Source organism: Flammeovirga kamogawensis, assembly GCF_018736065.1.
In the GTDB taxonomy this organism is placed as follows: domain Bacteria; phylum Bacteroidota; class Bacteroidia; order Cytophagales; family Flammeovirgaceae; genus Flammeovirga; species Flammeovirga kamogawensis.
In genome coordinates this window covers 1113149-1139268 of record NZ_CP076128.1, presented here as the reverse complement: position 1 = coordinate 1139268, position 26120 = coordinate 1113149, and the positions used below count along the sequence as shown (strand labels likewise).

Here is a 26120-nt window from a genome sequence, read left to right as displayed (position 1 = left end):
ACTAATCTATCTTTTTATTAAATAATTCAATTAATCTTCTTGCACCTGCAATAGCTGGCAATTTATTTTGAATTACTTCATTTTCCAAGGTATCCATTTGTTCTGTTACATTTGGATTGTTTATAAAGGCTCTTTTTAGATAATTATCTATGGTTTCATGCATCCAATGTAAATTTTGTTGTTGTCGGTTTGCCTCAAAATAACCTTTTGATTTCATGTGTTTTTCAAACGATAAAATTACTTCTAGAACTTTATCTAAACCTTCATTTTGTAAAGAAGAACACGTCATAACTTTAGGAGACCAACCAGTTTCTGATGGAGGGAACAAATGTAAAGCATTCTGATATTCAGCTTTGGCAAGTTTTCCTTGGCGTACATTGTCATTATCACATTTAGTAATTGCAATTGCATCGGCCATTTCCATAATACCTCTTTTAATGCCTTGTAGTTCATCTCCAGCACCAGCTAGCATAAGTAACAAGAAAAAGTCTACAATTCCTTTAACGGTAGTTTCTGATTGTCCTACACCAACTGTTTCAATAAGTATAACATCAAAACCCGCAGCTTCACAAAGTAACATTGTCTCTCTGGTTTTATGGTTTACACCACCCAGTGCATTACCTGCTGCCGAAGGACGAACATAGGCTAAAGGATCATTAGATAATTCTTCCATTCTAGTTTTATCGCCCAATATACTTCCGCCACTTATTTGTGAACTTGGGTCGATAGTTAAAACAGCTAATTTTAATGATCGAGATGTAATATATTTGCCAAATGATTCAATAAAAGTACTCTTCCCAACACCAGGCACACCTGTTATTCCTACACGAAGACTACCACCTGTATAAGGTAAAATTAGTTCTAAAACTTTTTCGGCTAGAATTAAATCATCAGGGTGACGACTTTCTATTAAGGTAATCGCTCTACTTAATATAACACGATTTCCATCGATAACACCTTTAGCATATTCTTCGGGAGTTAATCTTTTTTTTCTTCTATATTTCATATCGCTTTGTGATAAGACATTTGTTTCCATTGCAGTTGAATTTTAAATTTTTGCTGAAAATTGCTTATCACAGGTCATATTTTCAATTGCTAATTTACATATAAAGTACTTTATTTTTAATAAAAAAGTCTGATTTTACTTTTATAAGTGTAAAATCGAATATTTTTATTTTTATTTCAACTATGTAAATATTATTAAAAATTTAAAAAAGATGATTTTTGTAAACATGTTAATAATCTGACTTGTAAGTAATTAGATCTTTGATTTTACTATAGATATTTATAGGGGCTAATTTTGAATGATATTTAATTATAAAATAGATGACGAATGTTACTTCATAAACGGTAGCTATGTGTCAAATTTACATTAAATAATAAAGGTCAATATGCTTATCACAGGCCAAGTTATTAACTAACATAAAATGACAGAATAATGAATATAACACACATAGAACACATTGGTGTTGCAGTAGAAAACTTAGAAGAGTCAATTAAGTATTACGAAGAAGTTTTAGGACTAAAATGTTATGCTATAGAAGAAGTAGCAGAACAAAAAGTCAAAACTGCATTTTTTAAAGTAGGCGATACTAAAATTGAATTATTAGAGTCTACAGCAGAAGATGGACCAATAGGAAAGTTTATTGCTAAAAAAGGACCAGGTATGCACCATATGGCCTTTGCAGTAAAAGATATCGAAGCAAATTTGAAAGATGCAGAAGAGAAAGGTGTTCGATTATTAGATAAAACACCTAGAAGTGGAGCAGAAGGTTTAGATATAGCTTTTTTGCATCCTAAATCAACTCATGGAGTTCTTACAGAACTTTGCGAAAAGAAATAACGATTTTTTTAACACAACCATTAACCTTAACCAGGGCAACGAGGGACATACTAAAAATTAACAATTATAAGTATGAAATAACAACATTGAGAAAAATGTCCCCATTATTAACAACAACAGTAACTCATTGGCTATGTTTTAACGCATAGTCAATGATTTTACTAACTCGAATAACAATTAATTAACAAGAAGATGGAAAAGACCAATAACCAAGGCAAAAAAATAAACACAGTATGTTCTTCTAAAAAGGACAAGTATATGACTAAAATTTTACAGTCATCTATTACCGATACTCTTGACACAGTATCTCTTGAGAAGAACTATTTGAAAGTAAAGAAAAAGTAACACATTTATTTATACATATAGGTATTCGACATTAATTGCAATACCTATATTTAAACTGCCTTAATAGGCAAACGTATTATGGGTACTAACAAAGACAAGATCAGAGAACTTGTAGAGAAACGTAATGAAGCCAGACTGGGTGGTGGCGAAAAACGTATTGAGAAACAACATGACCAAGGGAAGTTAACAGCTAGGGAAAGAATCGATATGCTTTTGGATGAAGGTAGTTTCGAAGAGTATGATATGTTTGTGACGCATCGTACTAAATCTTTCGGTTTAGATAAGCAAAAATATTTATCGGATGGCGTAGTTACAGGACACGGTACTATTGATGGTAGGGTTGTATATGTATTCGCTCAAGATTTTACTGTGTTTGGTGGATCACTTTCTGAAACTTTTGCACAAAAGATCTGTAAAGTTATGGATCAGGCAATGAAAGTTGGAGCACCTGTAATTGGATTAAATGATTCAGGTGGGGCGCGTATACAAGAAGGCGTTAGGTCATTAGCGGGTTACGCGGAAATCTTCCAAAGAAACATCTCTGCATCGGGGGTTATTCCTCAGATATCTGCAATATTAGGCCCATGTGCGGGTGGTGCTGTATATTCTCCAGCATTAACTGATTTTATACTAATGACAGATCAATCATCTTATATGTTTGTTACTGGACCTAAGGTAGTTAAGTCTGTAACAGGAGAGGTGATTACAACAGAAGATTTAGGTGGTGCGAATATGCACGCTTCTAAATCTGGTGTAGCTCACATGATGACAGAAAATGATGAGGAAACTTTACTTTTAATTAGAAAACTGATTAGTTTCTTGCCATCAAATAACTTGGAAGAACCGCCAATTATTCCTTGTGATGATCCATTTGATAGAATAGAAGATCAACTGAATGAGGTTATTCCAGATGACCCAAATAAGCCATACGACATGCTTGATGTCATCCATATGATTGTGGATAATGAAGAGTTTTTAGAAATGCATAGAGCTTATGCAAAAAATATAATTACAGGATTCGCTCGTTTTAATGGACGTCCAGTGGGAATTGTAGCCAACCAACCTTCTTTCTTAGCTGGTGTTTTAGATATTGAATCATCAAAAAAAGCAGCTCGTTTTGTACGTTTCTGCGATGCATTTAATATCCCAATTATAACACTTGTTGATGTTCCAGGATTCTTACCAGGTTCAGGACAGGAGTACGGTGGAATTATCTTACATGGAGCAAAATTATTATTTGCTTATGGAGAGGCAACAGTGCCAAAAATTACAATTACGTTAAGAAAATCTTACGGAGGAGCACATGATGTAATGAGTTCTAAGCAGTTAAGAGGTGATTTGAATTACGCTTGGCCAATGGCAGAAATTGCTGTTATGGGAGCTAAAGGTGCTGTGGAAGTTCTTGAAGGAAGACAAATTAGAAAAATCGAGGATGAAGCAGAAAGAGAGAAGTTTATTCATGAGAAAGAAGATGAGTATGCTGATAAGTTTGCAAACCCGTATCAAGCAGCTAAATATGGTTTTATTGATGATGTGATTGAACCAAGAAATACTCGTTTTAGAATCTGTCGTGGATTGGATTTACTCGCTACCAAAAAAGAAGTGAATCCTCCTAAAAAACATTCTAATATTCCTTTATAACATAAAGACATGGAACATCAATCAATCAGTGTAGCAATAGAGGAGGGATTAGTAGTAACCTTAGTAGGTTTAGGTTTAGTATTCCTTACGTTAACTATCTTATTTTTAGTGTTTTCTTATGTAATGCCAGTCATTATGAATTGGATAAACAGAGAACCTAAAAAGAAGGTAGTAGAAGAAGTTAAAGGGCCAAAAGTAGCCAATGCATCTGGCGAGGTAAACGCAGTAATAGCAGCAGCGATTTACAACTATATCGAAGAAGCTCATGATGATGAGGATACTATTCTTACAATTCAAAAAGTGAAGAAGGCTTATTCTCCTTGGAGCTCTAAAATTTATGCAGTTCATGGTAGTCAGCTTAATCGTTAATTCTGAAGTAAAATGAAAAAATATAAATTTAATGTTAATGGTAGTAATTATGCTGTTAAGATTACAAATGTAGAAGGACAAACAATAAGTTTGGAAGTGAATGGAACGCCTTATGAAGTGGAAATGGAGAAAGAAGTGAAATCTTCTAAAACTCCTAAACTTGTGCGTTCATCTGCACCAAGAACAGCTGCTCCAAAGGCAATCACTCGTTCGGCAAAGCAATCCAATGTAGTAGCACCACTTCCTGGTACAATCATCTCTTTAAAAGTAAAAGAGGGAGATGTTGTGAAAAAAGGTGATTTGTTAATGACGATGGAAGCCATGAAAATGGAAAACAATGTATTAGCAGAGCATGATGGAACTATTGGTTCAATTAAAGTTTCTGAAGGGCAATCTTTACTACAAGGCGAAGTACTTGTAGAGATGGCTTAAGTTGTTTCAATTACTAAAAAGATACAATTATGAAACGCTTATTAATAGTTTTCGGAGCAATAACTACCATTCTGTTAGCGTGGGCATCAGCTAATGCAGCAGAGGTATTTATTAATAATCAAACATTAGGAGAGGTAGCTACTCAAGCAGTGGCGGCATCTACCCCAGGTTTTGGTACAATGGCATTAGAAGGACTAACTAACTTTATTAGTTTAACAGGTTTTGCAAATCTAACTCTTCCTAACTTTGCCATGATTTGTGTAGGTTTATTCTTTATATTCCTCGCTATTAAATACGATTATGAACCCTTATTATTAATTCCAATTGGTACAGGTGTTATTATTGGTAACATTCCATTTATCGCTGGAAATCAAATTGGTATTTATGAAGACGGTTCTGTTTTAAATTACTTATATTTTGGTGTTCAGAAAGGTATTTACCCACCATTAATTTTCTTAGGTATTGGAGCGATGACGGATTTCTCATCACTTATAGCCAACCCTAAATTAATGTTGTTAGGCGCAGCCGCTCAGGTAGGTGTTTTCTTAACATTCATTGGTGCAATAGCCTTAGGTTTTGATTTAAAAGAAGCGGCATCAATTGGTATTATAGGTGGTGCAGATGGTCCAACAGCCATTTTCTTATCATCTAAAGAAGCACCACATTTATTAGGAGCCATTGCAATTGCAGCTTACTCTTACATGGCTTTAGTACCAGTAATTCAGCCACCAATTATGCGTTTAATGACTTCGGAAGCTGAACGAAAAATCAAAATGAAACCACCAAGAACGGTTTCAAAAACAGAGAAAATCATTTTCCCTATTGTAGGCTTAATTTTAACTACTTTCATATCTCCAAGTGCGTTACCATTATTAGGAATGTTGTTCTTTGGTAACTTATTAAAAGAATCGGGACACACAGAAAGGTTAGCAAATACGGCAAGAACGTCGATGATAGATATTGTAACAATTCTTTTAGGAGTTACAGTTGGGGCATCAACTCAAGCAAGTGAATTTATCACATTAAATTCTATGAAAATCTTTGCCTTAGGGGCAGCTTCGTTTGCAGTGGCAACCTTCTCAGGTTTAGCATTTGCTAAAATAATGAATGTGTTCTTAAAAGGAGGTAATAAAATCAATCCATTAATTGGAGCGGCAGGAGTGTCTGCTGTACCAGATTCTGCAAGAGTTGTACAGCAAGAAGGTTTAAAATCGGACCCAACGAATCACTTATTAATGCATGCAATGGCACCAAACGTATCTGGTGTAATTGGTTCTGCAGTGGCAGCAGGTATTTTAATGAGTTTCTTAACGTATTTCTCAAGTTTGTAAATTCTTAACCTCGAAAATAAACACACAATATATTATGGCAACTAAATACGTATCAGCTGATGAGGCTGTAAAAATAATAAAGTCAGGAGATAGAGTATGTATTCAAGGCGGAGCGGCAACTCCACAGGCATTAACTATCGCTATGACGGCTCGTGCAAACGAATTAAGAGATGTTGAAATTGTTCATTTACATACAGAAGGATATGCAGGGTATGCAGAAGAACAATACACCGAAAGTTTTAAAACAAACTGTTTCTTTATTGGTGGCAATGTAAGAAAGCAAGTATGGGCTGGAAATGCTCAATATATACCCGTTTTTTTAAGTGATATACCTAACCTTTTTAGAAGAGATGTATTACCTCTAGATGTTGTGATGGTAAATGTATCTACTCCAGATAAACATGGGTATTGTTCTTTAGGCGTATCAGTTGATATTATTGTAGCAGCTATAGAAAAAGGACAAAAAGTTATTGCTCAGGTAAATAAACAAATGCCACGCTGTATGGGTGATGGTATTTTACATATTGATCGTTTCGATGCAGTTGTTGAGGTAGATGAGCCTATTTATGAGATGAAATTTACTGCACCGTCAGAAGTTGAACAACAAATTGGAGCTCATGTTGCTACTTTAGTTGAAGACGGGGCAACACTTCAAATGGGTATAGGAGGTATTCCAAATGCAGTACTTACTTATTTGCATAATCATAAAAACTTAGGAGTACATACAGAAATGTTCTCAGAAGGGTTGATTGATCTTTGTGAAAAAGGGATTGTAAATGGAGCTAATAAAAAGGTGAATCCTCATAAAATTGTTTCTGGATTTGCAATGGGTACGCGCCGTTTGTATGACTTTATGGATGATAACCCTGAGGTTGAAATGATGGATATTGCTTATGTAAATGATACGGCAGTAATACGTCAGAATCCTAAAGTAACAGCCATTAACTCAGCTATAGAAGTTGATTTAACAGGACAGATTTGTGCAGATTCAATAGGAACTAGAATGTTCTCTGGAGTTGGTGGTCAAATGGATTTTATGCGTGGGGCAGCACTTTCAGAAGGAGGTAAACCAATTACAGCTTTACCATCAATTACTAATAAAGGAATATCTAAAATTTCACCATTCTTACAGCAAGGAGCAGGAGTAGTTACAACAAGAGCCCATGCTCGTTTTGTAGTTACAGAATACGGAATTGCTGATTTATTTGGTCAAAATTTAGTGCAAAGAGCTAAAGCATTAATATCAATTGCCCACCCAATGCATAGAGAAGCATTAGAGAAAGAGGCAAAAGAACGTTTCGGTAGAAGTTATTCAGCTTACGCAGGTCTTAAGCCTGAGTTAGTTTAATAGCTAGGTTTATTTTATTATTGTATATATAAACACACTAAAATAACATAATTATGGCTGAGAAGTTATTTTCAGACTTCGAACCGATCAGTAAAGAAACTTGGAAAGAAAAAGTAATTACTGACCTTAAAGGAGCTGATTTCGATAAAAAACTAGTATGGAAAACAGAAAATGGGATGACCATTTCTCCATATTATACTGCAGAAGATAGAGTAGGGAAAGAAGGTGTACTAGATCAATTAAAAAAAATTTTACCTTCATCAGAAGATGAGGGTTTGAACTGGGATAGTTTTCAGAGAGTAGTAGGAGCAACAAACAAAGAAATTAACGATAATGCACTTTATCTTTTAGAAAGAGGTGTTGAAGGTTTAATTTTTAATGTTGATAGTATTAAGAATTTTGATATTGAAATGGCCTTAAAAGGTATCAGTATTGAAATGGTACATGTTTGTTTCGAAAATGTATCTCATCCAAGAACACTTGTACGTGATTATGTTGGATATTTACATATTCATGGCGTATCACTTGATAAAGTTCGAGGTTATGTAAATTTTGATCCTCTAGCAAACTATACAACAACAGGAGAAATAGAGCAAGAAGGTTTTCAACGGTTGTCAAGGTTGATCTCCTATACAACTGAGATGCCCGGCTTTAAAGTTTTAAGTATTAATACTGATGCTTTTGTAAATGCAGGGGCCAACCATGTACAAGAATTAGCGTTTTCTTTAAATACAGTTGTTGAATATATTGATCAACTTGGTCAATTTAATATTGAACCTGAAGAGGTGTTAGGTAACTTGATTTTTCAGGCTACGGTTGGAGGTGATTACTTCCATGAAATTGCAAAATTTAGAGCATTTAGACTGCTTTCTATTGAAGTTGCAAAATTGTATGATACATCATTTAACCCTGAGAATTTATTAATTGTTGCAAATTCATCACTTTGGTCTAAATCAATATATGATCCAAATGTGAATATGTTGCGTAATACAACAGAAGCAATGTCTGCTGTTCTTGGTGGTGTAAATGCTATTAACATTGTAGCACATAATTCATCTTATGAGTCTCCAACAAAGCAATCTCAACGTATTGCTCTAAATATTTCTCATATTATGAGAGAGGAAGCTTATTTAGGTAAAGTAGCAGATCCATCTGCAGGTTCTTATTATATCGATTCTCTATCTGAACAAATTATGGATGCAGCCTTAATGCTGTTCCAAACTATTGAATCAGAAAATGGTTTCTTGGAATGTTTTAATAATGGCGTAATTCAAAGCTTGATTACTAAAACAAGAGACCATAAAGAAAAACTAATTGCACAACGTAGAAGTGTATATGTTGGTACAAATAGATACCCGAATCAGTTAGAGGAAATCAACCCTGATAATATATCTGTCACACATGATAAGATAAGCAAAGTAGAATTGTTACACCCTCAAAGAGCAACTTTACAGTTTGAGAATCTTCGTTTAAAAACAGAAAAATATGTTCATGACGGAGGTGCTAGACCTAAAGTGTTTAATGCTTTATTTGGTAATTTAGCTATGCGTAAAGCACGTTCTACTTTTGCAATGGATTTCTTTGGTACAGCTGGGTTTGTTTCTTCAGAACAGTTTTATAATAGCGTAGATGAAGCTTTAGAAGGAGCAATTAATTCTGAAGCTGATGTAATTGTAATGTGCTCTTCTGATGCTGAATATGCAGAGAGTGTAGGCAAATTTGCGACTGCATTTAAGGCATCTGAAGCAAAAAATAAAAAACTAATTCTGGCAGGTTACCCTGGTGATAAAGAAGCAGATTATTTAGCGGCAGGTGTTGATGGTTTTGTTCATGTAAAAACCAATGCTATCCAGGCTTTAAATCAATTCCAATCAGACTTAGAAATAGTTTAATGTCGTAATTGAGTATGTCACGTTAACATTCACTTGTTTTCGAACTTAAATTAAAGAACGATGAGACCAGATTTTTCAAAATTAGATATAAATAAAATCAAGATTACATCTGCTGAAAAGTTAGTTGCTGAACAAGGCAAAGAATGGAAAACAGCAGAAGGAATCTCTGTAAAAAAAGGGTTTGATAAAGCAGATTGTAGTACTGCCGAACATCTAGAGTTTGGAGCAGGTTTACCTCCATTTCTAAGAGGTCCTTATTCTGCAATGTATGCACTTCGCCCATGGACTATCCGTCAGTATGCAGGTTTTTCTACAGCAGAAGAATCTAATGCATTTTATAAAAGAAACTTGGCGGCAGGTCAAAAAGGATTGTCAGTAGCTTTTGATTTAGCTACACATAGAGGCTATGACTCTGATCATCCACGTGTTGTGGGTGATGTAGGTAAAGCAGGTGTTGCTATTGATTCTGTAGAGGATATGAAAATTTTATTTAATGATATACCATTAGATAAAATGTCTGTATCAATGACAATGAACGGAGCAGTAATACCTGTTCTTGCTTTTTACATTGTAGCTGCAGAAGAAGCCGGTGTAAGTAAAGAGAAGTTGAGTGGTACAATTCAGAATGATATTTTGAAGGAATTTATGGTTAGAAATACCTATATCTATCCACCAAAACCATCAATGCGTATCATTTCAGATATATTTTCTTATACTTCTAACAATATGCCAAAGTATAATTCAATATCAATTTCTGGCTATCACATGCAAGAAGCTGGAGCAACAGCAGATATTGAATTGGCTTATACTTTAGCTGATGGTTTAGAGTATTTGAAAGCAGGTAAAGCGGCAGGGTTAGACATTGATGCTTTTGCACCTCGTTTATCTTTCTTCTGGGCTATTGGTATGAACCATTTTATGGAGATTGCTAAAATGCGTGCAGGTAGAATGCTTTGGGCTAAAATTGTGAAACAGTTTGGACCTAAAAACCCAAAATCGATGGCTTTGAGAACACACTCTCAAACGTCGGGTTGGTCATTGTCTGAGCAAGATCCATTTAATAATGTAGCAAGAACGGCAATTGAAGCAATGGGTGCGGCATTAGGACATACACAATCTCTACATACAAATGCACTTGATGAAGCGATTGCATTGCCAACAGATTTTTCTGCACGTATCGCTCGTAACACTCAGTTGTATTTGCAAGATGAAACTAACATCTGTAAAGTAATTGATCCTTGGGCTGGTTCGCATTATGTAGAATATTTAACCAATGAGATTGCTCAAAAAGCATGGAAGTTGATTGAAGAGGTTGAGGAAAATGGGGGAATGGCAAAAGCCATTGAGAAAGGTATTCCTAAGATGCGTATTGAAGAAGCTTCTGCTCGTAAACAAGCAAGAATTGACTCTGGTCATGATACAATTGTAGGTGTAAATAAATACATTTCAGACGAAAAGACAGATATTGACGTTTTAGAAATAGACAACACTACTGTTCGTGAAGGACAGGTTGCTCGTTTAAAACAAATGCGTGAAGATAGAGATGCAGCAAAGGCAGATGCAGCCATAAAAGCTATCGAAGTTGCAGCAGCAACAGGTGAAGGTAACTTATTAGAATTGGCTGTTGAGGCAGCAAGGTGTCGAGCGTCTTTAGGTGAAATATCAGATGCTATGGAAAAAGATTTTGGCCGTTATAAAGCAACAATTAGAAATATTTCAGGAGTTTATTCTCATGAAGTGGCTGGAGATAAAGCTTTTGCAGAAGCAAAAAGTTTAGCTAATGAATTCGAGAAATTGGAGGGGAAACGTCCAAGAGTAATGATTGCTAAGATGGGACAAGATGGTCATGATAGAGGTGCTAAAGTTATTGCAACAAGTTTTGCAGATATTGGCTTTGATGTTGATATGGGACCTCTATTCCAAACACCAGAAGAAGTAGCTCGTCAGGCAGCTGAAAATGATGTGGATTGTGTTGGTGCTTCTAGTTTAGCCGCCGGACATAAAACATTAATTCCTCAGTTAATCGAAGAGTTAAAACGTTTAGGCCGTGAAGATATTATGGTTTTTGCGGGTGGAGTAATTCCAGAACAAGATTATCAATTTTTATACGATAATGGTGTAGCTGCTATTTTTGGCCCGGGTACTAAGATTCCTGTTTCGGCTAAAAAAGTACTTCAACTCTTATTAGAGGATGAAGAAATTGAAAAATAAATAAATGTGTTCTTATTTTTAGGGTATCAAATTTTCGGGTTTGATACCCTTTTTTAATTAACCATCTATAGAATGAAGAAATTATTAATTTTAGCAATGTTTGTGTTATCTCCTTTTTTACTTAATGCACAAGAATATGGAAAAGTATATGACAATTTAAAAGTGCCTAGTAAAATTTTAAAAGGTGAGCGTAATTTTTCTATCTACTTACCACCTGGATATGATGCATCTGAGAGGAGTTACCCTGTTTTATATTTATTGCATGGGTATAGTGATAATCATACTGGTTGGATTCAATTTGGTGAAGTGAATTATATTGCTGATAAAGCAATTAATGAAGGAAAGGCTACACCAATGATAATTGTTATGCCTGATGCAGATACAGATAGAATTGGTTATTTTAACACAATTGATGGTGATTGGAACTATGAAGATTATTTTTTTAATGAGTTAATGCCTTTTGTAGAAAATAAATACCGTATTAGAAAAGAAAAAAGATATAGAGCAATTGCTGGACTCTCGATGGGAGGTGGTGGAACCTTTGTATATGCCTTACACCATTCTGAATTATTTTCTTCAGCATGCCCTTTAAGTGCTTGGTTTGGAGAGGCAAATCCAGAAGAAAGAGTAGGTGAGGTCGATGAATATTATAAAGGGAAATCAAAAAGTGAAATTAAAGAACATTATGATAAGAATAACCCTTTAGTTCTTGTAGATAATTTACCAGATAAAATAGCTCCTGAAAATCAGATCAAGTGGTATATTGATTGTGGAGATGATGATTTCCTTTTTGAAGGGAATAGTTTGATACATATCAAAATGAGAAAGAAAAATATCGAACATGAATATAGAGTTCGTGATGGCGGTCATAGTTGGTCGTATTGGAGATCTGCATTACTAGATGTTCTTAAGTTTGTAACAGATACTTTTCATCAGAAATAAAAAAAAGACAGTCCATAATCATTTAAGTTTATGGACTGCCTTTTTAAGTAAATGTTGATAGGTTTTTATGGTAAAGTAGCTTTGTAATAACCGACTTCATCATTAGAACTACCATCGTAAACTACATAGTTTACTTTTATATTTTGCCCTTCTTCAATTACAATTTCAGATTGAGAATTAAGAATAGTACCAATTTTTGTATCGATGTCTTCTTGAGTATTATTTCTACCATCAAAATTTGGATAGCTTTCACCTACAGAAGTATAATCTGCTTCAGTTAATGTATATTCTTGATCGTATTTATCATCTGTTGTAACAACAAAAGTGTAAACTGGAGAAACATTCCATAGTTTCGTTTCATTGTCCCATTTGTATGCTCCAGTTTGAGCTTGAGTATCATTTATAGCTACCCAAGTTCCATTTGTATAATTAAATTCTGCAACATAATCTTTTGTTACTCTATTGCCATCGCTGTCCTTTTCAGATACGGAATATTGAATAACTTGTACGTCTCCTTCAGATGCATAGGGTCTTTCAATTAGATTAAGCCACGTAGGAATTCTTGCTAATGCATCATTTTTACTACTAAAGTTATCATATGATTGATCCATCGCTCTATAATCATCTGATTGAAGAACATATATTTGTTGCCAAATAGGACTTCCAAATGAGATGTATTCAATTAATGTATCAGTAGGAGTTGTATATCCATTGTCATAGTATGTGGCTGTTAAGCTAACTACATCACTTTTTTCAGCAGGAGATCCATTATTCGCAGTAAATACCGAATCACAAACTTGAATAGATGAATTTAAACTAAGGGAACCAAAACCACCATATCTATCATAATCAGACTGTGTAGCTGTATATGAAACTGTAGTACCTTTATATAAAGCATTATAATAATTATATGTGGTATTCATAATATCACCACTTACACCATAAAACTTCTGATTTAAGATTTGAGCTACACCACAAGTGTCATTATCTGGTGGGACAGTTTCACTAAAACTCATAAATTTTTGCACATCTGCATTACAAGATAGACCATAATCATCATCTGTGAATGTATAATCAGAGGACACTGGAGAACGACCGTCATCAATGGAGTCATTTATATCCTTGAGAGGGTCACAGGCAATGGTCATTAGAAATACTAAGACTAGCCCAATTATATTTTTAAAAATTGTCATTATATCTATAATTATTTTTGACTAGAAATTAAGTTTAATGCTTGTAGACCATGTTGTACCAGCGCCGTAGAAAACTTGTGCTGTATCCCAATCATGCGACGAGCCGTCAAATGCATCTGAAACATAATAAGTATTAAAGACATTATTAACCTTAGCATATAATGTTGCATCAATCTTGCCAATTGGGAATTTATAACTAGCGTTAAGATCAAATAAACTATATGTAGGAACTTGCCAAGAATCAACACTTTTTTCTGGTGTATCTACTTGTGTAACATTAAAGTCTGCGAATAGTCTATCATAAAGATTCCAATCTGCTCCAACTTTTAAACCAGCTAAAACTACATAATTTAACCCTAATGCGGCAGTTGTTTGTGCTGCATCGCCAACATGTAAACCTTTAGCATACACATCTACAGTTCCTACTTCTTGTTGTGTATCATCATAAATAGGAACATCGGTTACGTTTTTATCCCATTTCCAATTACCAATAGAAGCCATACCTGTAATTGTAAATTTATCATTTGGTCTAATTACAAAGTCTAGTTCAACACCAGAGTGAACAGCATCTAAACCTGGTATGTTTGCTGAATAACTCACAGAAGAACCTGCTTGTCTAACTGATGCTCTGTAGTATTTATCTTTCCAAGTAGTATGGTAAACATTAATATTACCCGAAACTAGTTTACCTCTATAGCCATAGCCAAGTTCAAAGCTTAATGCCTTTTCATTTACAACACCTTCGTTTGTATTGTTGTTGTAATTTGGCCATACACTATTAAAAAATGGTTGACGAGAGAAGTATCCACCATTTACAAATACATTATGTACATCTGTAAGATTGTAATTTGCACCACCTTTTATGTTGTAACCAAAAAAGCTTTGCCAATCAGTTTTTTGATTTTCAGGAGCATATTGCATATAGTCTATTCTTTGGAACGATTGGTTAGACCCTGATAATGATAGGAAGGCACTTAATTTATCTTTAGAGTATTCAGCTTGAGCAAATATACCTTGCCACCAAACTAAACCATCATTATTGTATTGTATTTTATCTCCAACTTTTACAGCTCTTTGCGTTGCTCCAATTGAACCAGCTTCTGCATTACTAATTGCTGGATCAAAATAGAATTGACCGCCAAGAAGATCTTTTACTTCTCTGTAATGATTGCCTTCGTAGTATCTAATGTCTAAACCACCCGTAAATGTAATATTTTCACTTACTTGAGCCGTTAACGTAGATAAACCTCCATACCATTGATGATTATTTACTCCATTATAAATAATAGATTCTGATCCTTGTCTACCATTAGCAATATTTTCATCAACAATTTTATCAAAATCTATAACACCATCTCTACGATAGGGGTTGCTAAGACTAGGTCCAAATTTATCAACACCAGTACCGCCAGATCCACCACCACGGCCAATCGAACTATAAAGTACGGTTGCCAAATCCATTTTATCGTTAATGTTCCAGAACCAGTTTAAAGATATTTGAGGTTTATGATAATAATTTTCTCTAACATTGTATTCTTCTCCATTTCTATACCCCCAATCACCATTGTATTTAATACCTCTTCCAGATTCTTTATAATCTGAAAGTAAGACTTTATTTCTACGCTGACCATGAACTTGAGGAGCTCCAAAAACAGTAAATGACAATTGATGGTAATCATTAATTTTTTTTGAAACATTTGCGAAGTAAGAATATCCCTCGAAAGTTGTTCCATCTACAAAACCAACACCAGTGGTTTTAGAACCTGAAACCGAAACTGCCCAACCATTTTCAGTTTGCCCAGTTGAGGCTGTGAAACCGATTTTGCTGTAACCATCGTTACCAATGCCATAACTTAGGTTACCACCCTTTTTAGCATCGGTTGTTTTAGTAAGAATATTTATGGTACCACCAACAGAAGGGACAGCTACTTTAGAAGCACCTAAACCACGTTGAACTTGCATTGTTCTTGTTACATCAGATAGACCTGCCCAGTTAGACCAATAAACAGAGCCATTTTCCATGTCGTTAACCGGAACACCATTAATCATTACCGCAATATTTGCAGAAGAGAAACCTCTTAAATTAATTCTAGAATCACCATACCCGCCACCAGATTTTGTAGCGTATACACCGGGAGTGGATTTTAAAATTTCAGGAAATTCCTGAGTTCCTAGTTTTTCTTCTAACACTTCTGGTTTAATAGTAGAAACGGCTACAGGTGTTTTTCTATCTACTGCTACAGATGCAACTACTTCGACTTCTGCTAAACCTATGGCATCAGAAGGCATATATTGATTGCCTAAATTAATTTCGGACCCATCTAAATTTACATCTTGCTGAATAGTTTGTAAACCAACAAATGATATATCTAAAACAACGGGACCTGATTTACTAGTTTTTAACGTGAAATTTCCATCAAAATCTGAAGTTGTACCTATAGTAGTTCCTTTAATTACTATTGATGCACCAATAACAGGTTGATCAGTTTCTTTTTCTATGATCGTACCCTTGATGACAGTGGATGCTTCTTGTGCATAATTAGATAATGAAATCAGAAATGCAAGAAACAACATTGTAGTCTTTTTCATACAATATTGAATAATTAATTAGATTGAAGAGGTAATTTAAAAATATCTAAAAATTTAGCATTTACTTTTTGGGTTATATTTCAATAAGTAGTAATGCCTTATCGAATATAAAAAATAAGTTAATTTATTGCGTTAGAAATATGCTATGTTTTACAAAAAAGAAAACCCCAACATGATATAATCATGTTGGGGTTTAGAATTGTACAAATTGTTATCTTATTGAACGTCCCAATTTGTTGTTGTAGTATTATAAATATAACTTCTTGTTTTAGTGCTTCTTACTCCATCATAATATTCAAAAGAAACAGAAGCTTCTTGATCTAGTTTATTATACTGAGAATAATTTGTCAATAAAATATGATTGATTTTAGCATCAATGATATTATCTACTTGAGTACCTTCAGGGTATTCCCCTTCTTTATCATCATAGCTTGAGAAATTACTGTATTTACCATCTCCTGTTAACTCATAATCTGCTTGAGTTAATGTAATAACTGCTGCTAGAGATACTTTCCATTCCCCTGTATTACTTTCAGATGAGTGAGTATATTTAAATTTATCAGATGATACTGTTTCTTCAGATATAGGAGCAGTCAAAACCCATTGCATATCTTCAAATTTATATTCAGCAATATCCATTACGGTTACTCCTCCAGTATAATAATTATAGACCATACGGTAATTATCACCCTCTTGTGCATAAGCATGTTTAGATGCTAAAAATCTTGGTAAATAATTTTCTTGAGGAGTTGAACTTGAGAAGTTAGGATATTTAAATCCGAATGCAGTATAATCAGCATCTTGTAAAGTATCATATTCATGTACTAAATCTGCTGAAGTAATCATTACCCAAGAACCTGTTGTTTGTTTTTGGAAAAATTCAGTGTGTTCTGAAATTTCACCATTAATTTCACCAACTTTATAAACAGCACTAATTTGGCTATCTGATAGTTGATCTGGGTTGTTATTATTGAAAATACCTGTTATTTTATCTTCAATATTATCACTAGGCAAGAACTGGTAAGCACAGCCTTTAACAGAATCAGCTGTATATACTAAAGTGTCAAGACCTTCTTTATAGACGTCAAAGATTACACTAATGGATTTAGTTCTATCTTCATTTCTGAAGTTTTGAAGAATGTCACTAATCATTGCGTCTAATCTACTGTCATAAGTATATCCATTATAAACACCTTCGTCATAGTCAGATGAACTGAAATTACCGTATTTCTGACCTACAAAATTATAGTCGTCAGAAGTCAACATTATTTCTTTATCTGCATCTGCAATATTGATTGTGTCATTTTGAACCCAACCTGCATCTTCTTTACAAAATTCATTACCAACACTTGCATAGTCGTCATCGTCTAAGAAGTTTTTTGGAGCTAAAGATTGTTGAACGACAGTATATTCAACTTCAATGATTTTACTATCAGTATAAACATTTGCTCTGTATTTCTCTGATAAAAATGATGGGATTTCATTTTGAGCAACTGTTTTACTAGAATAAACAACGTCGTCAGCAGAGATAGTTGTTGTTGCAGGAATTGCATCATTATCTCTCTTTAAAACTAATTCACTATCTGCAGCTTCTTGTAAATCCTTATAAGGTTCACAAGAAAATAATCCCGCAGATAATGCTAATATATATATTAATGATTTTTTCATTGTCTTATTTATTTTCGATTAGAATTTTAATTTCATTCCCATGTTCCAAGTTCTACCAGTACCATAGTAAATACGAGTAGCTGATTGAGCGGTATGATCTGCACCATCTTGAGCATCTGTGATATATTCAGAGTTCAATAAGTTGTCAACATTACCATAAACAGTGGCATTAAATACTTTACCTAATTCGAAATTATAACTTACATTAAGATCAACTACGTTAAAGTCTTCCATTCTCCATGCCTCACTTTTATCTTCAGCGTTATCACGTTGAGTAGGATCAAAGTCCGCATAGTTATTACCAAAGAAGTTGTAGTCTACTCCAAATCTTAAACCTTTAACAATTTTGTAATTTAAACCAAGAGCAGCAGTTGTTTGAGCTGAATTACCTACGTGTAAATCTTTGATGTATACATTCACTGAGTCAACCTGTTGGTTGTTTTGATCAAAAACAGGGACATTTTCTAGATCATTATCCCATCTCCAATCACCAATTGATAACATACCAGTAATTGTTAATTTATGGTTGATGTTATATTTTGCATCTAATTCAATACCTTGATGGGTAGCATTCACTCCTAATAAGTTAGCAGTGTAGTCTTGATTTACGGTTTTAGTGAATGATCTATCTTTCCATTGTGTATGGTAGACATTTAGGTTAGCATTGAACTTAGACGAACGGAAACCATAACCTACTTCAAAAGATAATATTTTTTCGTTTTCTGCTGTTTTATTTCCTTCATTAGTATAATTAGGGAATACAGAACGGAAGAAAGGAGCTCTTGAAATGTAACCTGTATTAAAGAATACATTATGATTTCCTGTAAGATTATAATTTAAACCACCTTTTAAGTTATATCCAATAAAATTGTAATTATCAGACTTCTGATTTCCTTTTTCATATTGGAAATAATCATAACGGATATATGTAGTGTTTGAAAGTGATGCAGAGACAAATGCAGATAATTTATCTTTTGAATATTCAAGTTGAGTAAATCCTCCTAGCCAATATACTTCACCATCATTATTGTAAGCAACTTTATCTCCAACAACCGCTTTATGATTTGGTTGGTTCATATTTGAATTGCTTAAATAATAATTACCACCAAGTAAATCTTCTACTTGTCTGTAGTGTTCACCATAATAATATCTAATATCTAAACCACCCATAAAAGTAAGATAATCATTCAGTTTATTTTCATAAACAGACAATGCTCCAAACCAAGTATGATTATTATTCGAAGATCTCAAGATAGTTTCAGAACCTAAACCTTGTTCAGCTAACTCAATATTTTCATCTCTAATTTGTTCGAAATTAATAAGGCCATCAGCTCTTCTATAATTATCAGTGTCTTTAGATGTACCTAGGAAACCTGTTCCACCACCTTGTCCAACTGAAACATAAGCTGAAGTTGAAAGACTTGATTTGTCATTAATTGTCCAATAGTGATTTAATGAAATTTGCGGTTTATGATAGAAATTCGTGAATAAGTTGTATTCTTGACCATCTAGATATCCCCAATCTGAGTTATATCTGATTCCACCATATTTTTGATAATCTTCAATACCTTGGTTATAACCATTTCTTTGTCCATGTTCTTGTGGTGCACCAAAAGCAGTGAAAGATAACATGTGATTTTTATTTATTTCTTTCGAAACATTGATAAAGTAAGAGTACCCTTCAAAAGAGGTAGCGTCTACAAAACCTTGTCCAGTAGTTCTAGAACCTGAGAATGTTACTGCATATCCATTATCCATTTTACCTGTAGACAATGTAACACCAATTTTTTCTCTACCGTCATTACCAATACCATAGAAGATATTACCACCCTTTTGAGCGTCTGTAGTTTTAGTAAGAATATTTAGAGTACCCCCAACTGAAGGAACAGCAACTTTAGAAGCACCAAGACCTCTTTGCATTTGCATTGATCTTGTTACATCAGATAAACCTGCCCAGTTAGACCAATAAACAGAGCCATTTTCCATGTCGTTTACTGGAACTCCATTAATCATTACAGCTACATTAGCTGAGTTGAAACCACGTATGTTAATTCTAGCATCACCATATCCACCACCTTGTTTAGTTGCATAAACACCGGGAGTAGATTTTAAGATCTCTGGAAATTCTTTTGTTCCTAATTTAGTTTCAATACTCTCTGGATTGATTGTAGAAACTGCAACAGGAGTTTTTCTGTCAATTGCAACAGAAGCAATAACTTCAACTTCAGCAAGACCAATTGCATCAGAATTTAATTTCGTTTCTCCAATTGTAATAGTAGAACCATTCAGTTCAACTTGTTTTTCAATCGAAGTATATCCCACAAACGAGATAACTAATTTTTTTGTACCTGACAAAGATGTTTTGATAGCGTAGTTACCATCAAAATCTGAAATTGCACCTGTTGTTGTTCCGTCAATAATTACAGAAGCACCAATAACAGGTTCTCCAGTTGCTCCGTCGATCACAGTACCTTTGATCAACGTCGATGATTCTTGTGCATTAATTGATACGGATATCAATAATGAAAGAAGTAGGAGTAAAGTGTTTTTCATAAATGAAAAATTGTGTAGATGAATAATTGGAAGTATAAATAATGTTGCAAAACTAAGTTTTTATTTCACATTTTTTATATCATTATTTTATATTAAACAATGTTTAGTAATGTAATTAACTGAAAACCAACTATTAATGATTGTGTTAATAAAGTTAAATGAATAAAAGTTCATTTAGAGTTAACATTGCTTAAATGTCCTATTTAAAATAAGTGAATAATATTATTTTGAGTTGTTTTTTAGTAATAGTAGAATCTATTGTTAATCTAGTTTATAAGGTGTGTAAAGTGTTGTTAATGGTTGTGTTTTCAATAAATAATACTAATGTTAATTTTTACCTATAAAAAAACACCCTACTTACCGAAGTAAATAGGGTGTACCTGTATGCTTAAACTAAAAGTATAAATAATAATTAGCGGTTAGCTAATTACTTTTTACCACCTTTAAGTTGTTGTTTCAAGTTAGCTAATGCATCCAAATCACCTAAAGAAGTTGTAGCTTCTTCGTTTGATCCTTGTGCTGCTGGCTTGCTACCACCTTTTTTAGCTGCTGCTTTCTTAGGAGCTGCAACTGCTGCGTTTTCATTGTAAACATGAACATGAGAAAGAAGGATTCTCTTATCATCTTTAGAGAACTCTAATACTTTAAAGTCTAAAGATTCACCTGTTTCAGGATTAGATCCGTCTTCTTTCTTAAGGTTTTTGCTCATAGAGAAACCTTCGATACCGTAAGGTAATTCGATTACAGCACCTTTGTCAGATTTAGAAAGGATAGTACCTTTATGAACTGAATCTACAGTGAATACTGTTTCGAAGTGTTCCCAAGGGTTTTCTTCTAATTGCTTATGACCTAACGCTAAACGACGCTCTTCTGGATTGATTTCAAGAACAACAACATCTAATTGCTCACCTTGTTTGATGAATTCAGATGGGTGCTTGATTTTCTTAGTCCAAGAAAGATCAGAAACGTGAACTAAACCGTCGATACCTTCTTCTAATTCTAAGAATAGACCGAAGTTAGTTAAGTTACGAACAACACCTGAGTGCTTAGTTCCAACTGCATACTTCTCTAATAAGTCTTTCTTAGTCCAAGGGTCTTCAGTTAATTGCTTGATACCTAGAGACATCTTACGCTCGTCACGATCGATAGTTAATACAACTGCTTCGATTTCGTCACCAACTTTAATGAAGTCTTGAGGGTTACGTAAGTGTTGAGACCATGACATTTCAGAAACGTGGATCAGACCTTCAACGCCTGGCATAATTTCTAAGAATGCACCGTAGTCAGCAACATTAACGATTTTACCTTTAACTTTTGCTCCAACTTCAACATCAGCACCAAGAGAATCCCAAGGGTGAGAAGTAAGTTGTTTCATACCTAATGAGATACGTTTCTTGTCATCATCAAAGTCAAGAACAACAACGTTAACTTTTTGGTCAAGTTGTAATACTTCCTCTGGATGAGAAATACGTCCCCAAGAGATGTCTGTAATGTGAAGAAGACCATCTACACCACCTAAGTCGATGAATACACCGAAGTTTGTCATGTTTTTGATCACACCTTCCAAGATTTGACCTCTTTCTAGGTTGTTCAAGATACGTTGTTTTTGCTCTTCTAAATCTTTTTCGATCAAGATCTTATGAGAAACTACAACGTTGTCGTTAGCATAGTTAATTTTAACTACTTTTAACTCCATCTTCTTACCTACAAATACGTCGAAGTCACGGATAGGCTTCACATCAATTTGAGAACCTGGCAAGAATGCTTCGATTCCAAATATATCAGTGATAAGACCACCTTTAGTTCTACGCTTAATAACACCTTCGATAACTTCGTCGTTATCCAATGCATTTTGGATATTTTCCCAAGCGCGAACGATTTTAGCTTTTCTACGTGAAAGAACAAGTTGACCATTTGCGTCTTCTTGTTGCTCAACAAATACTTCAACTTCGTCACCTACTTTTAGGTCCGGAGTGTCACGGAATTCGTTAGAAGGAACTAAACCATCAGATTTGAATCCAATGTTTAATACTACATCACGGTCTGTAATAGAAACTACAGTAGCTTTAACTACTTCTTTTTCAGTTAATGAATTCAATGTACCTTCGTACATTTTCAACATTTCTTCTCTTTCTGTAGCTGAATAGCCATCACCGAATGCTGAAGAACCTGCTTCGAATTCGTCCCAGTTGAAGTCTTGTGATTGTTCTGACATAATAATAAAGCACTGTTTACGCTCTTCCGCTAGTGCTGTCACGAAAGAGATATAATTTAAAATATTGATATTGTGTGATTTACAGAGCTAGTACGTGGAAATCACTCTGAATTATAGAGCTAGTACGTATAATTCAGCATGCAAAGGTAAGAATTTATTCTTATAAAATGAAGATTTGTAGCTGTTTAGCTGTTAATTTCTTTAAAGTAACAGCACTGATTGGATGACTTCTTAGGTGATAAATACTCTTTTTAATAAGTGGATTTAATAGCGTCAAAACTCAGGAATCATAAAAAAATAAGAGAGTTAAAAACAATTTAAATCTGTTCTTAACTCTCTTATTAATTTAAAAATATGATTTTACTAATTTAAAAGATCATCTGATGGAGCAAACCAATTACCATCTTCGTCAATTAAATTAATTAATTCATCTACTGCATTTGCTTCAGGAACAGATCTTTTTACTACTTCCTGTCCTCTATATAAGGTAATTTTTCCTTTACCAGATCCAACATAACCGTAATCTGCATCTGCCATTTCGCCCGGTCCGTTTACAATACAGCCCATAATTCCAATTTTCACCCCTTTAAGGTGGTCTGTTCTTTTACGGATCATAGCTGTAGTCTCCTGTAAATCAAATAGTGTTCTACCACAAGAAGGACAAGAAATGTATTCTGTTTTTGTCATTCTAGTACGAGCTGCTTGAAGAATACCAAAGGCCAATCTATTACTCACCTTAATGTTTTCCAAAAGGTCATTTCTGTCAGACGATGCTAAAGGTTTTAATAATGCTCCATCACCAAGGCCATCTATTAATAGTCCGCCAATATCTGTTGAACTGTAAAGTTGAAGTTGATCAGCATCAACTTTATTATATTCTCTCTCAATCACAACAGGTAATTGTAAATTTTCTGTGTAAAATTTGAAAAGAGAAGCTCTAAGTTCTGGCATTGCGTGTTCGTTATTTGTATGTAAAATAAGAACTACATTATTATACGCAGCTAATTCAGAAAGAACAACAGGAGTGAAGGCATTAAATGTTCCTCTAACAAAATTAATTGTAGGGTGAACTTCATTCGCGTTAAAGAATGCATCTACTTCAAATAGAGGCACTGCTGCAGATTGGTCATTCCAAACAGTTGCATCTATAATATTTTTTAACCCATTTGGAGCCATAAAAGGTAATGTTTCAGCTCCAGTGTATATGTAGTCAGCCCCATGGTCAGACATTCCCCACTTATCTGTAGCAGGTAAATAGTGGTGTCCAATATTTTTAAGGTCTGACATTTCTATAGTATTAACCTTACTAAAATCAGCAATTACTCTTGGTACATTATGGTCACCAAAGTTCTCAACTTCTTTAGTTTTTCTTCTTTCGTATTTGAAAGGATTTTTAGGAGATACACTAATATTAGTTACAATAGGAGAACTATTATCAGCTCTATGGTCATAACGGTTGATTAAAGATTCTGCAACAGGTGCTTCTGCTTCAGGTGCCTCAGTTAATGAAACACGTACAGTATCACCAAGCCCATCTTCTAATAAAGTACCTATACCAACAGCAGATTTTACTCTACCATCTTCGCCGTCACCTGCTTCTGTAACACCTAAATGTAACGGGTAAGGTTTTAAACCTTCTTCGTTCATTTTTTGCACCAATAAACGGTATGCTTGTACCATTACTTGTGTGTTACTTGCTTTCATAGATAGAACAATCTCATGGTAGTCAAGATCATTACAAATTCTCAAGAATTCAAGAGCAGATTCTACCATTCCTAGTGGGGTGTCTCCATATCTACTTAAGATACGATCAGACAATGAACCATGGTTTGTTCCAATTCTCATTGCTGTTCCATGTTCCTTGCATATCTCTACTAAAGGAATAAAGCGTTCTCTAATTCGTTCTAATTCTTCTTGATAAGTAGCATCATCGTACTCAATGAAATCAAACTTCTTCTTATCTGCGTAATTTCCAGGGTTGATACGAACTTTTTCAACAATTCGAGCAGCAACTTCTGCGGCATTTGGAGTAAAATGTATATCAGCAACTAAAGGAACGTTATATCCTCTTGCTAATAATCCATCTTTTATATTTTGAAGGTTTTCAGCTTCTTTAATACTTGGTGCAGTAATTCTCACGTACTCACATCCAGAATCAACCATACGAATTACTTCTTCGATTGATCCTTCAGTATCCATTGTGTCAACAGTTGTCATAGATTGTACTCTAATTGGGTTGGTTCCACCCATAGGTACATTTCCTATTTTTACGGTAACGGTAGTTCTTCTTTCGTACGCGTTAATATTGTCACAATATAAATTTGCTTGTATCTCTTCTTTTTTCATTTGGAATGATTATTTGAGGCAAAAATACAGATTAATTTTAATTAAGAATTATAAAAGGTGATTAAAGCCTCTCAAAATAGTAGTATATGCTATTGGTTGAATATTGTTAGTAATTAAATTGCTTAATTTCTTTCAACTATAACTTCTGATTTAAACTGATAGGAAGGACTATTGTTTGAAATTTAACACAAAAAAAAGGTCCAAAATTTAACTTCTGGACCTTTGCTTTTTGTATCTATTACTTAGACGTTCATTAATGAGTCTCTTCTTCTCATTTTTCCTGCAGGAATTCTGAACATCATTTTAAATCTTCTACAGAAGTAAGCTGTATCTTTATAGCCAACTTCAGAACCAATAGCACGAATACTTTTTCTAGAAGTACGTAGTAATTCTACGGCTTTTTCCATTCTTTGGTATTCAATGTAATCTTGAGGATTAATACCTGTCAACATTTTGAAATACTGACCAACATAATCTTCCGATACATTAGCTACATTGGCTAATATTTTATTTGATAAATCACTTGAAAGATTGTCTTTGATAAAATTAAAGATATCAATAAGACGAGGATCTTTAAAGTAGTTACTATTTGTAGCAATTTGCTCTACAAATAATTTGTTTTCTAAAACATGGCGGAATACTTCAATAACTGCATATTCAGTTAAGTTAGTAGCAATTCTATCTTTGCCAGCTTTTTCACCTAAAGATTCTTTGTAAATTTTATTGATTGCTTCGTTTACAACATCTTGACAAGGAATAACAAAAGGAGGGATGTCTAAAGAATTGAAGAAGTTTACAGAATCAAATGCTTTAGCATCAAATGTTACAGATGTAAAACTCGTCTGAATTGTGTGAATAGAAACATCATCAGTGATTTTTCTTAAATAAGAATCTCTATCATTGATAAAGCTTTCATTAGTTACTTCAGTAACGTCAGTATTACCAAAAGCAATCTCTACAGATTTACCTCCAGGTATAAATACCAAATCGCCTTTGTGAGCAACTTCATTTTCGCTAATTGCGATAACACCCTCTTTAACTTGAATTAAAGTGTTTTGGACATCATAAAAGTTAGAAACTTTTACAGAGCGGATAACATTTAAGCTGTTCGATCTTATAAACTTGATGTTTAAAGATTCGATGATTTTGTTGTAATCTTCAATCATAGTCATTTGTAATTAAAAAGGAGAAATAACTACAGT

17 protein-coding genes are annotated in these 26120 nt (G+C 34.0%); 9 read left to right on the top strand and 8 right to left on the bottom strand.

Features of this window, described 5'->3' with window-relative positions:
- Position 1: 1 nt before the first annotated feature.
- Entirely contained in the window at positions 2-1036 is a 1035-nt protein-coding gene (gene meaB, locus KM029_RS04510; protein WP_240050332.1) for a methylmalonyl Co-A mutase-associated GTPase MeaB, read from the bottom strand.
- 402 nt (positions 1037-1438) lie between these two features.
- Here meaB and mce point away from each other — a divergent pair, with 402 nt between their 5' ends.
- The 9 genes from mce to KM029_RS04465 all read left to right on the top strand — a co-directional run bounded on the left by mce (position 1439) and on the right by KM029_RS04465 (position 12354).
- The gene (gene mce, locus KM029_RS04505; RefSeq protein WP_144075581.1) at positions 1439-1843 is read left to right on the top strand and encodes a methylmalonyl-CoA epimerase; all 405 of its coding nucleotides are present in this window, start codon (positions 1439-1441) and stop codon (positions 1841-1843) included.
- A 423-nt stretch (positions 1844-2266) separates the two neighbouring features.
- A complete protein-coding gene (locus KM029_RS04500) occupies positions 2267-3829 on the top strand; it encodes an acyl-CoA carboxylase subunit beta (RefSeq protein WP_144075580.1) in 1563 nt (520 codons plus the stop codon).
- Positions 3830-3838: 9 nt separating this feature from the next.
- On the top strand, positions 3839-4198 hold the full coding sequence (locus KM029_RS04495; RefSeq protein WP_144075579.1) for an OadG family protein: 360 nt from the start codon (positions 3839-3841) through the stop codon (positions 4196-4198).
- 12 nt (positions 4199-4210) lie between these two features.
- Positions 4211-4630, top strand: a complete 420-nt coding sequence (locus KM029_RS04490; protein WP_144075578.1) for a biotin/lipoyl-containing protein — start codon at positions 4211-4213, stop codon at positions 4628-4630.
- Positions 4631-4659: 29 nt separating this feature from the next.
- Positions 4660-5961: a sodium ion-translocating decarboxylase subunit beta gene (locus KM029_RS04485; RefSeq protein WP_144075577.1), complete on the top strand. Its 1302-nt coding sequence runs from the start codon at positions 4660-4662 to the stop codon at positions 5959-5961.
- Between the two features lie 34 nt (positions 5962-5995).
- Entirely contained in the window at positions 5996-7309 is a 1314-nt protein-coding gene (locus tag KM029_RS04480; RefSeq protein ID WP_144075576.1) for an acetyl-CoA hydrolase/transferase family protein, read from the top strand.
- A gap of 53 nt (positions 7310-7362) precedes the next feature.
- The gene (locus KM029_RS04475; RefSeq protein ID WP_144075575.1) at positions 7363-9201 is read left to right on the top strand and encodes a methylmalonyl-CoA mutase family protein; all 1839 of its coding nucleotides are present in this window, start codon (positions 7363-7365) and stop codon (positions 9199-9201) included.
- Positions 9202-9261: 60 nt separating this feature from the next.
- The gene (gene scpA, locus KM029_RS04470) at positions 9262-11412 is read left to right on the top strand and encodes a methylmalonyl-CoA mutase (protein WP_144075574.1); all 2151 of its coding nucleotides are present in this window, start codon (positions 9262-9264) and stop codon (positions 11410-11412) included.
- A 72-nt stretch (positions 11413-11484) separates the two neighbouring features.
- Complete coding sequence (locus tag KM029_RS04465) at positions 11485-12354, top strand: alpha/beta hydrolase (protein WP_144075573.1); 870 nt, start codon at positions 11485-11487, stop codon at positions 12352-12354.
- Positions 12355-12419: 65 nt separating this feature from the next.
- Here KM029_RS04465 and KM029_RS04460 read toward each other — a convergent pair whose 3' ends face one another.
- The 7 genes from KM029_RS04460 to KM029_RS04430 all read right to left on the bottom strand — a co-directional run bounded on the left by KM029_RS04460 (position 12420) and on the right by KM029_RS04430 (position 26081).
- The gene (locus KM029_RS04460) at positions 12420-13547 is read right to left on the bottom strand and encodes a hypothetical protein (RefSeq protein WP_144075572.1); all 1128 of its coding nucleotides are present in this window, start codon (positions 13545-13547) and stop codon (positions 12420-12422) included.
- Positions 13548-13568: 21 nt separating this feature from the next.
- Positions 13569-16136, bottom strand: coding sequence for a TonB-dependent receptor (locus KM029_RS04455; RefSeq protein WP_144075571.1), 2568 nt, complete (start codon positions 16134-16136; stop codon positions 13569-13571).
- A 216-nt stretch (positions 16137-16352) separates the two neighbouring features.
- Positions 16353-17804 (bottom strand): hypothetical protein, encoded by a 1452-nt coding sequence (locus KM029_RS04450; protein WP_144075570.1) that lies wholly within the window; start codon positions 17802-17804, stop codon positions 16353-16355.
- Between the two features lie 18 nt (positions 17805-17822).
- A complete protein-coding gene (locus KM029_RS04445) occupies positions 17823-20357 on the bottom strand; it encodes a TonB-dependent receptor (RefSeq protein WP_144075569.1) in 2535 nt (844 codons plus the stop codon).
- A 427-nt stretch (positions 20358-20784) separates the two neighbouring features.
- On the bottom strand, positions 20785-22572 hold the full coding sequence (rpsA, locus tag KM029_RS04440; protein WP_144075568.1) for a 30S ribosomal protein S1: 1788 nt from the start codon (positions 22570-22572) through the stop codon (positions 20785-20787).
- Between the two features lie 363 nt (positions 22573-22935).
- On the bottom strand, positions 22936-24918 hold the full coding sequence (gene ispG / locus KM029_RS04435) for a (E)-4-hydroxy-3-methylbut-2-enyl-diphosphate synthase (RefSeq protein WP_144075567.1): 1983 nt from the start codon (positions 24916-24918) through the stop codon (positions 22936-22938).
- Between the two features lie 242 nt (positions 24919-25160).
- On the bottom strand, positions 25161-26081 hold the full coding sequence (locus tag KM029_RS04430; RefSeq protein WP_215586358.1) for a helix-turn-helix domain-containing protein: 921 nt from the start codon (positions 26079-26081) through the stop codon (positions 25161-25163).
- Positions 26082-26120 lie beyond the last annotated feature (39 nt).

Coding starts and splice junctions, on each gene's coding strand:
- meaB (WP_240050332.1), bottom strand. CDS start 1,036: ATGGAAACAAATGTCTTATCACAAAGCGATATGAAATATAGAAGAAAA.
- mce (WP_144075581.1), top strand. CDS start 1,439: ATGAATATAACACACATAGAACACATTGGTGTTGCAGTAGAAAACTTA.
- KM029_RS04500 (WP_144075580.1), top strand. CDS start 2,267: ATGGGTACTAACAAAGACAAGATCAGAGAACTTGTAGAGAAACGTAAT.
- KM029_RS04495 (WP_144075579.1), top strand. CDS start 3,839: ATGGAACATCAATCAATCAGTGTAGCAATAGAGGAGGGATTAGTAGTA.
- KM029_RS04490 (WP_144075578.1), top strand. CDS start 4,211: ATGAAAAAATATAAATTTAATGTTAATGGTAGTAATTATGCTGTTAAG.
- KM029_RS04485 (WP_144075577.1), top strand. CDS start 4,660: ATGAAACGCTTATTAATAGTTTTCGGAGCAATAACTACCATTCTGTTA.
- KM029_RS04480 (WP_144075576.1), top strand. CDS start 5,996: ATGGCAACTAAATACGTATCAGCTGATGAGGCTGTAAAAATAATAAAG.
- KM029_RS04475 (WP_144075575.1), top strand. CDS start 7,363: ATGGCTGAGAAGTTATTTTCAGACTTCGAACCGATCAGTAAAGAAACT.
- scpA (WP_144075574.1), top strand. CDS start 9,262: ATGAGACCAGATTTTTCAAAATTAGATATAAATAAAATCAAGATTACA.
- KM029_RS04465 (WP_144075573.1), top strand. CDS start 11,485: ATGAAGAAATTATTAATTTTAGCAATGTTTGTGTTATCTCCTTTTTTA.
- KM029_RS04460 (WP_144075572.1), bottom strand. CDS start 13,547: ATGACAATTTTTAAAAATATAATTGGGCTAGTCTTAGTATTTCTAATG.
- KM029_RS04455 (WP_144075571.1), bottom strand. CDS start 16,136: ATGAAAAAGACTACAATGTTGTTTCTTGCATTTCTGATTTCATTATCT.
- KM029_RS04450 (WP_144075570.1), bottom strand. CDS start 17,804: ATGAAAAAATCATTAATATATATATTAGCATTATCTGCGGGATTATTT.
- KM029_RS04445 (WP_144075569.1), bottom strand. CDS start 20,357: ATGAAAAACACTTTACTCCTACTTCTTTCATTATTGATATCCGTATCA.
- rpsA (WP_144075568.1), bottom strand. CDS start 22,572: ATGTCAGAACAATCACAAGACTTCAACTGGGACGAATTCGAAGCAGGT.
- ispG (WP_144075567.1), bottom strand. CDS start 24,918: ATGAAAAAAGAAGAGATACAAGCAAATTTATATTGTGACAATATTAAC.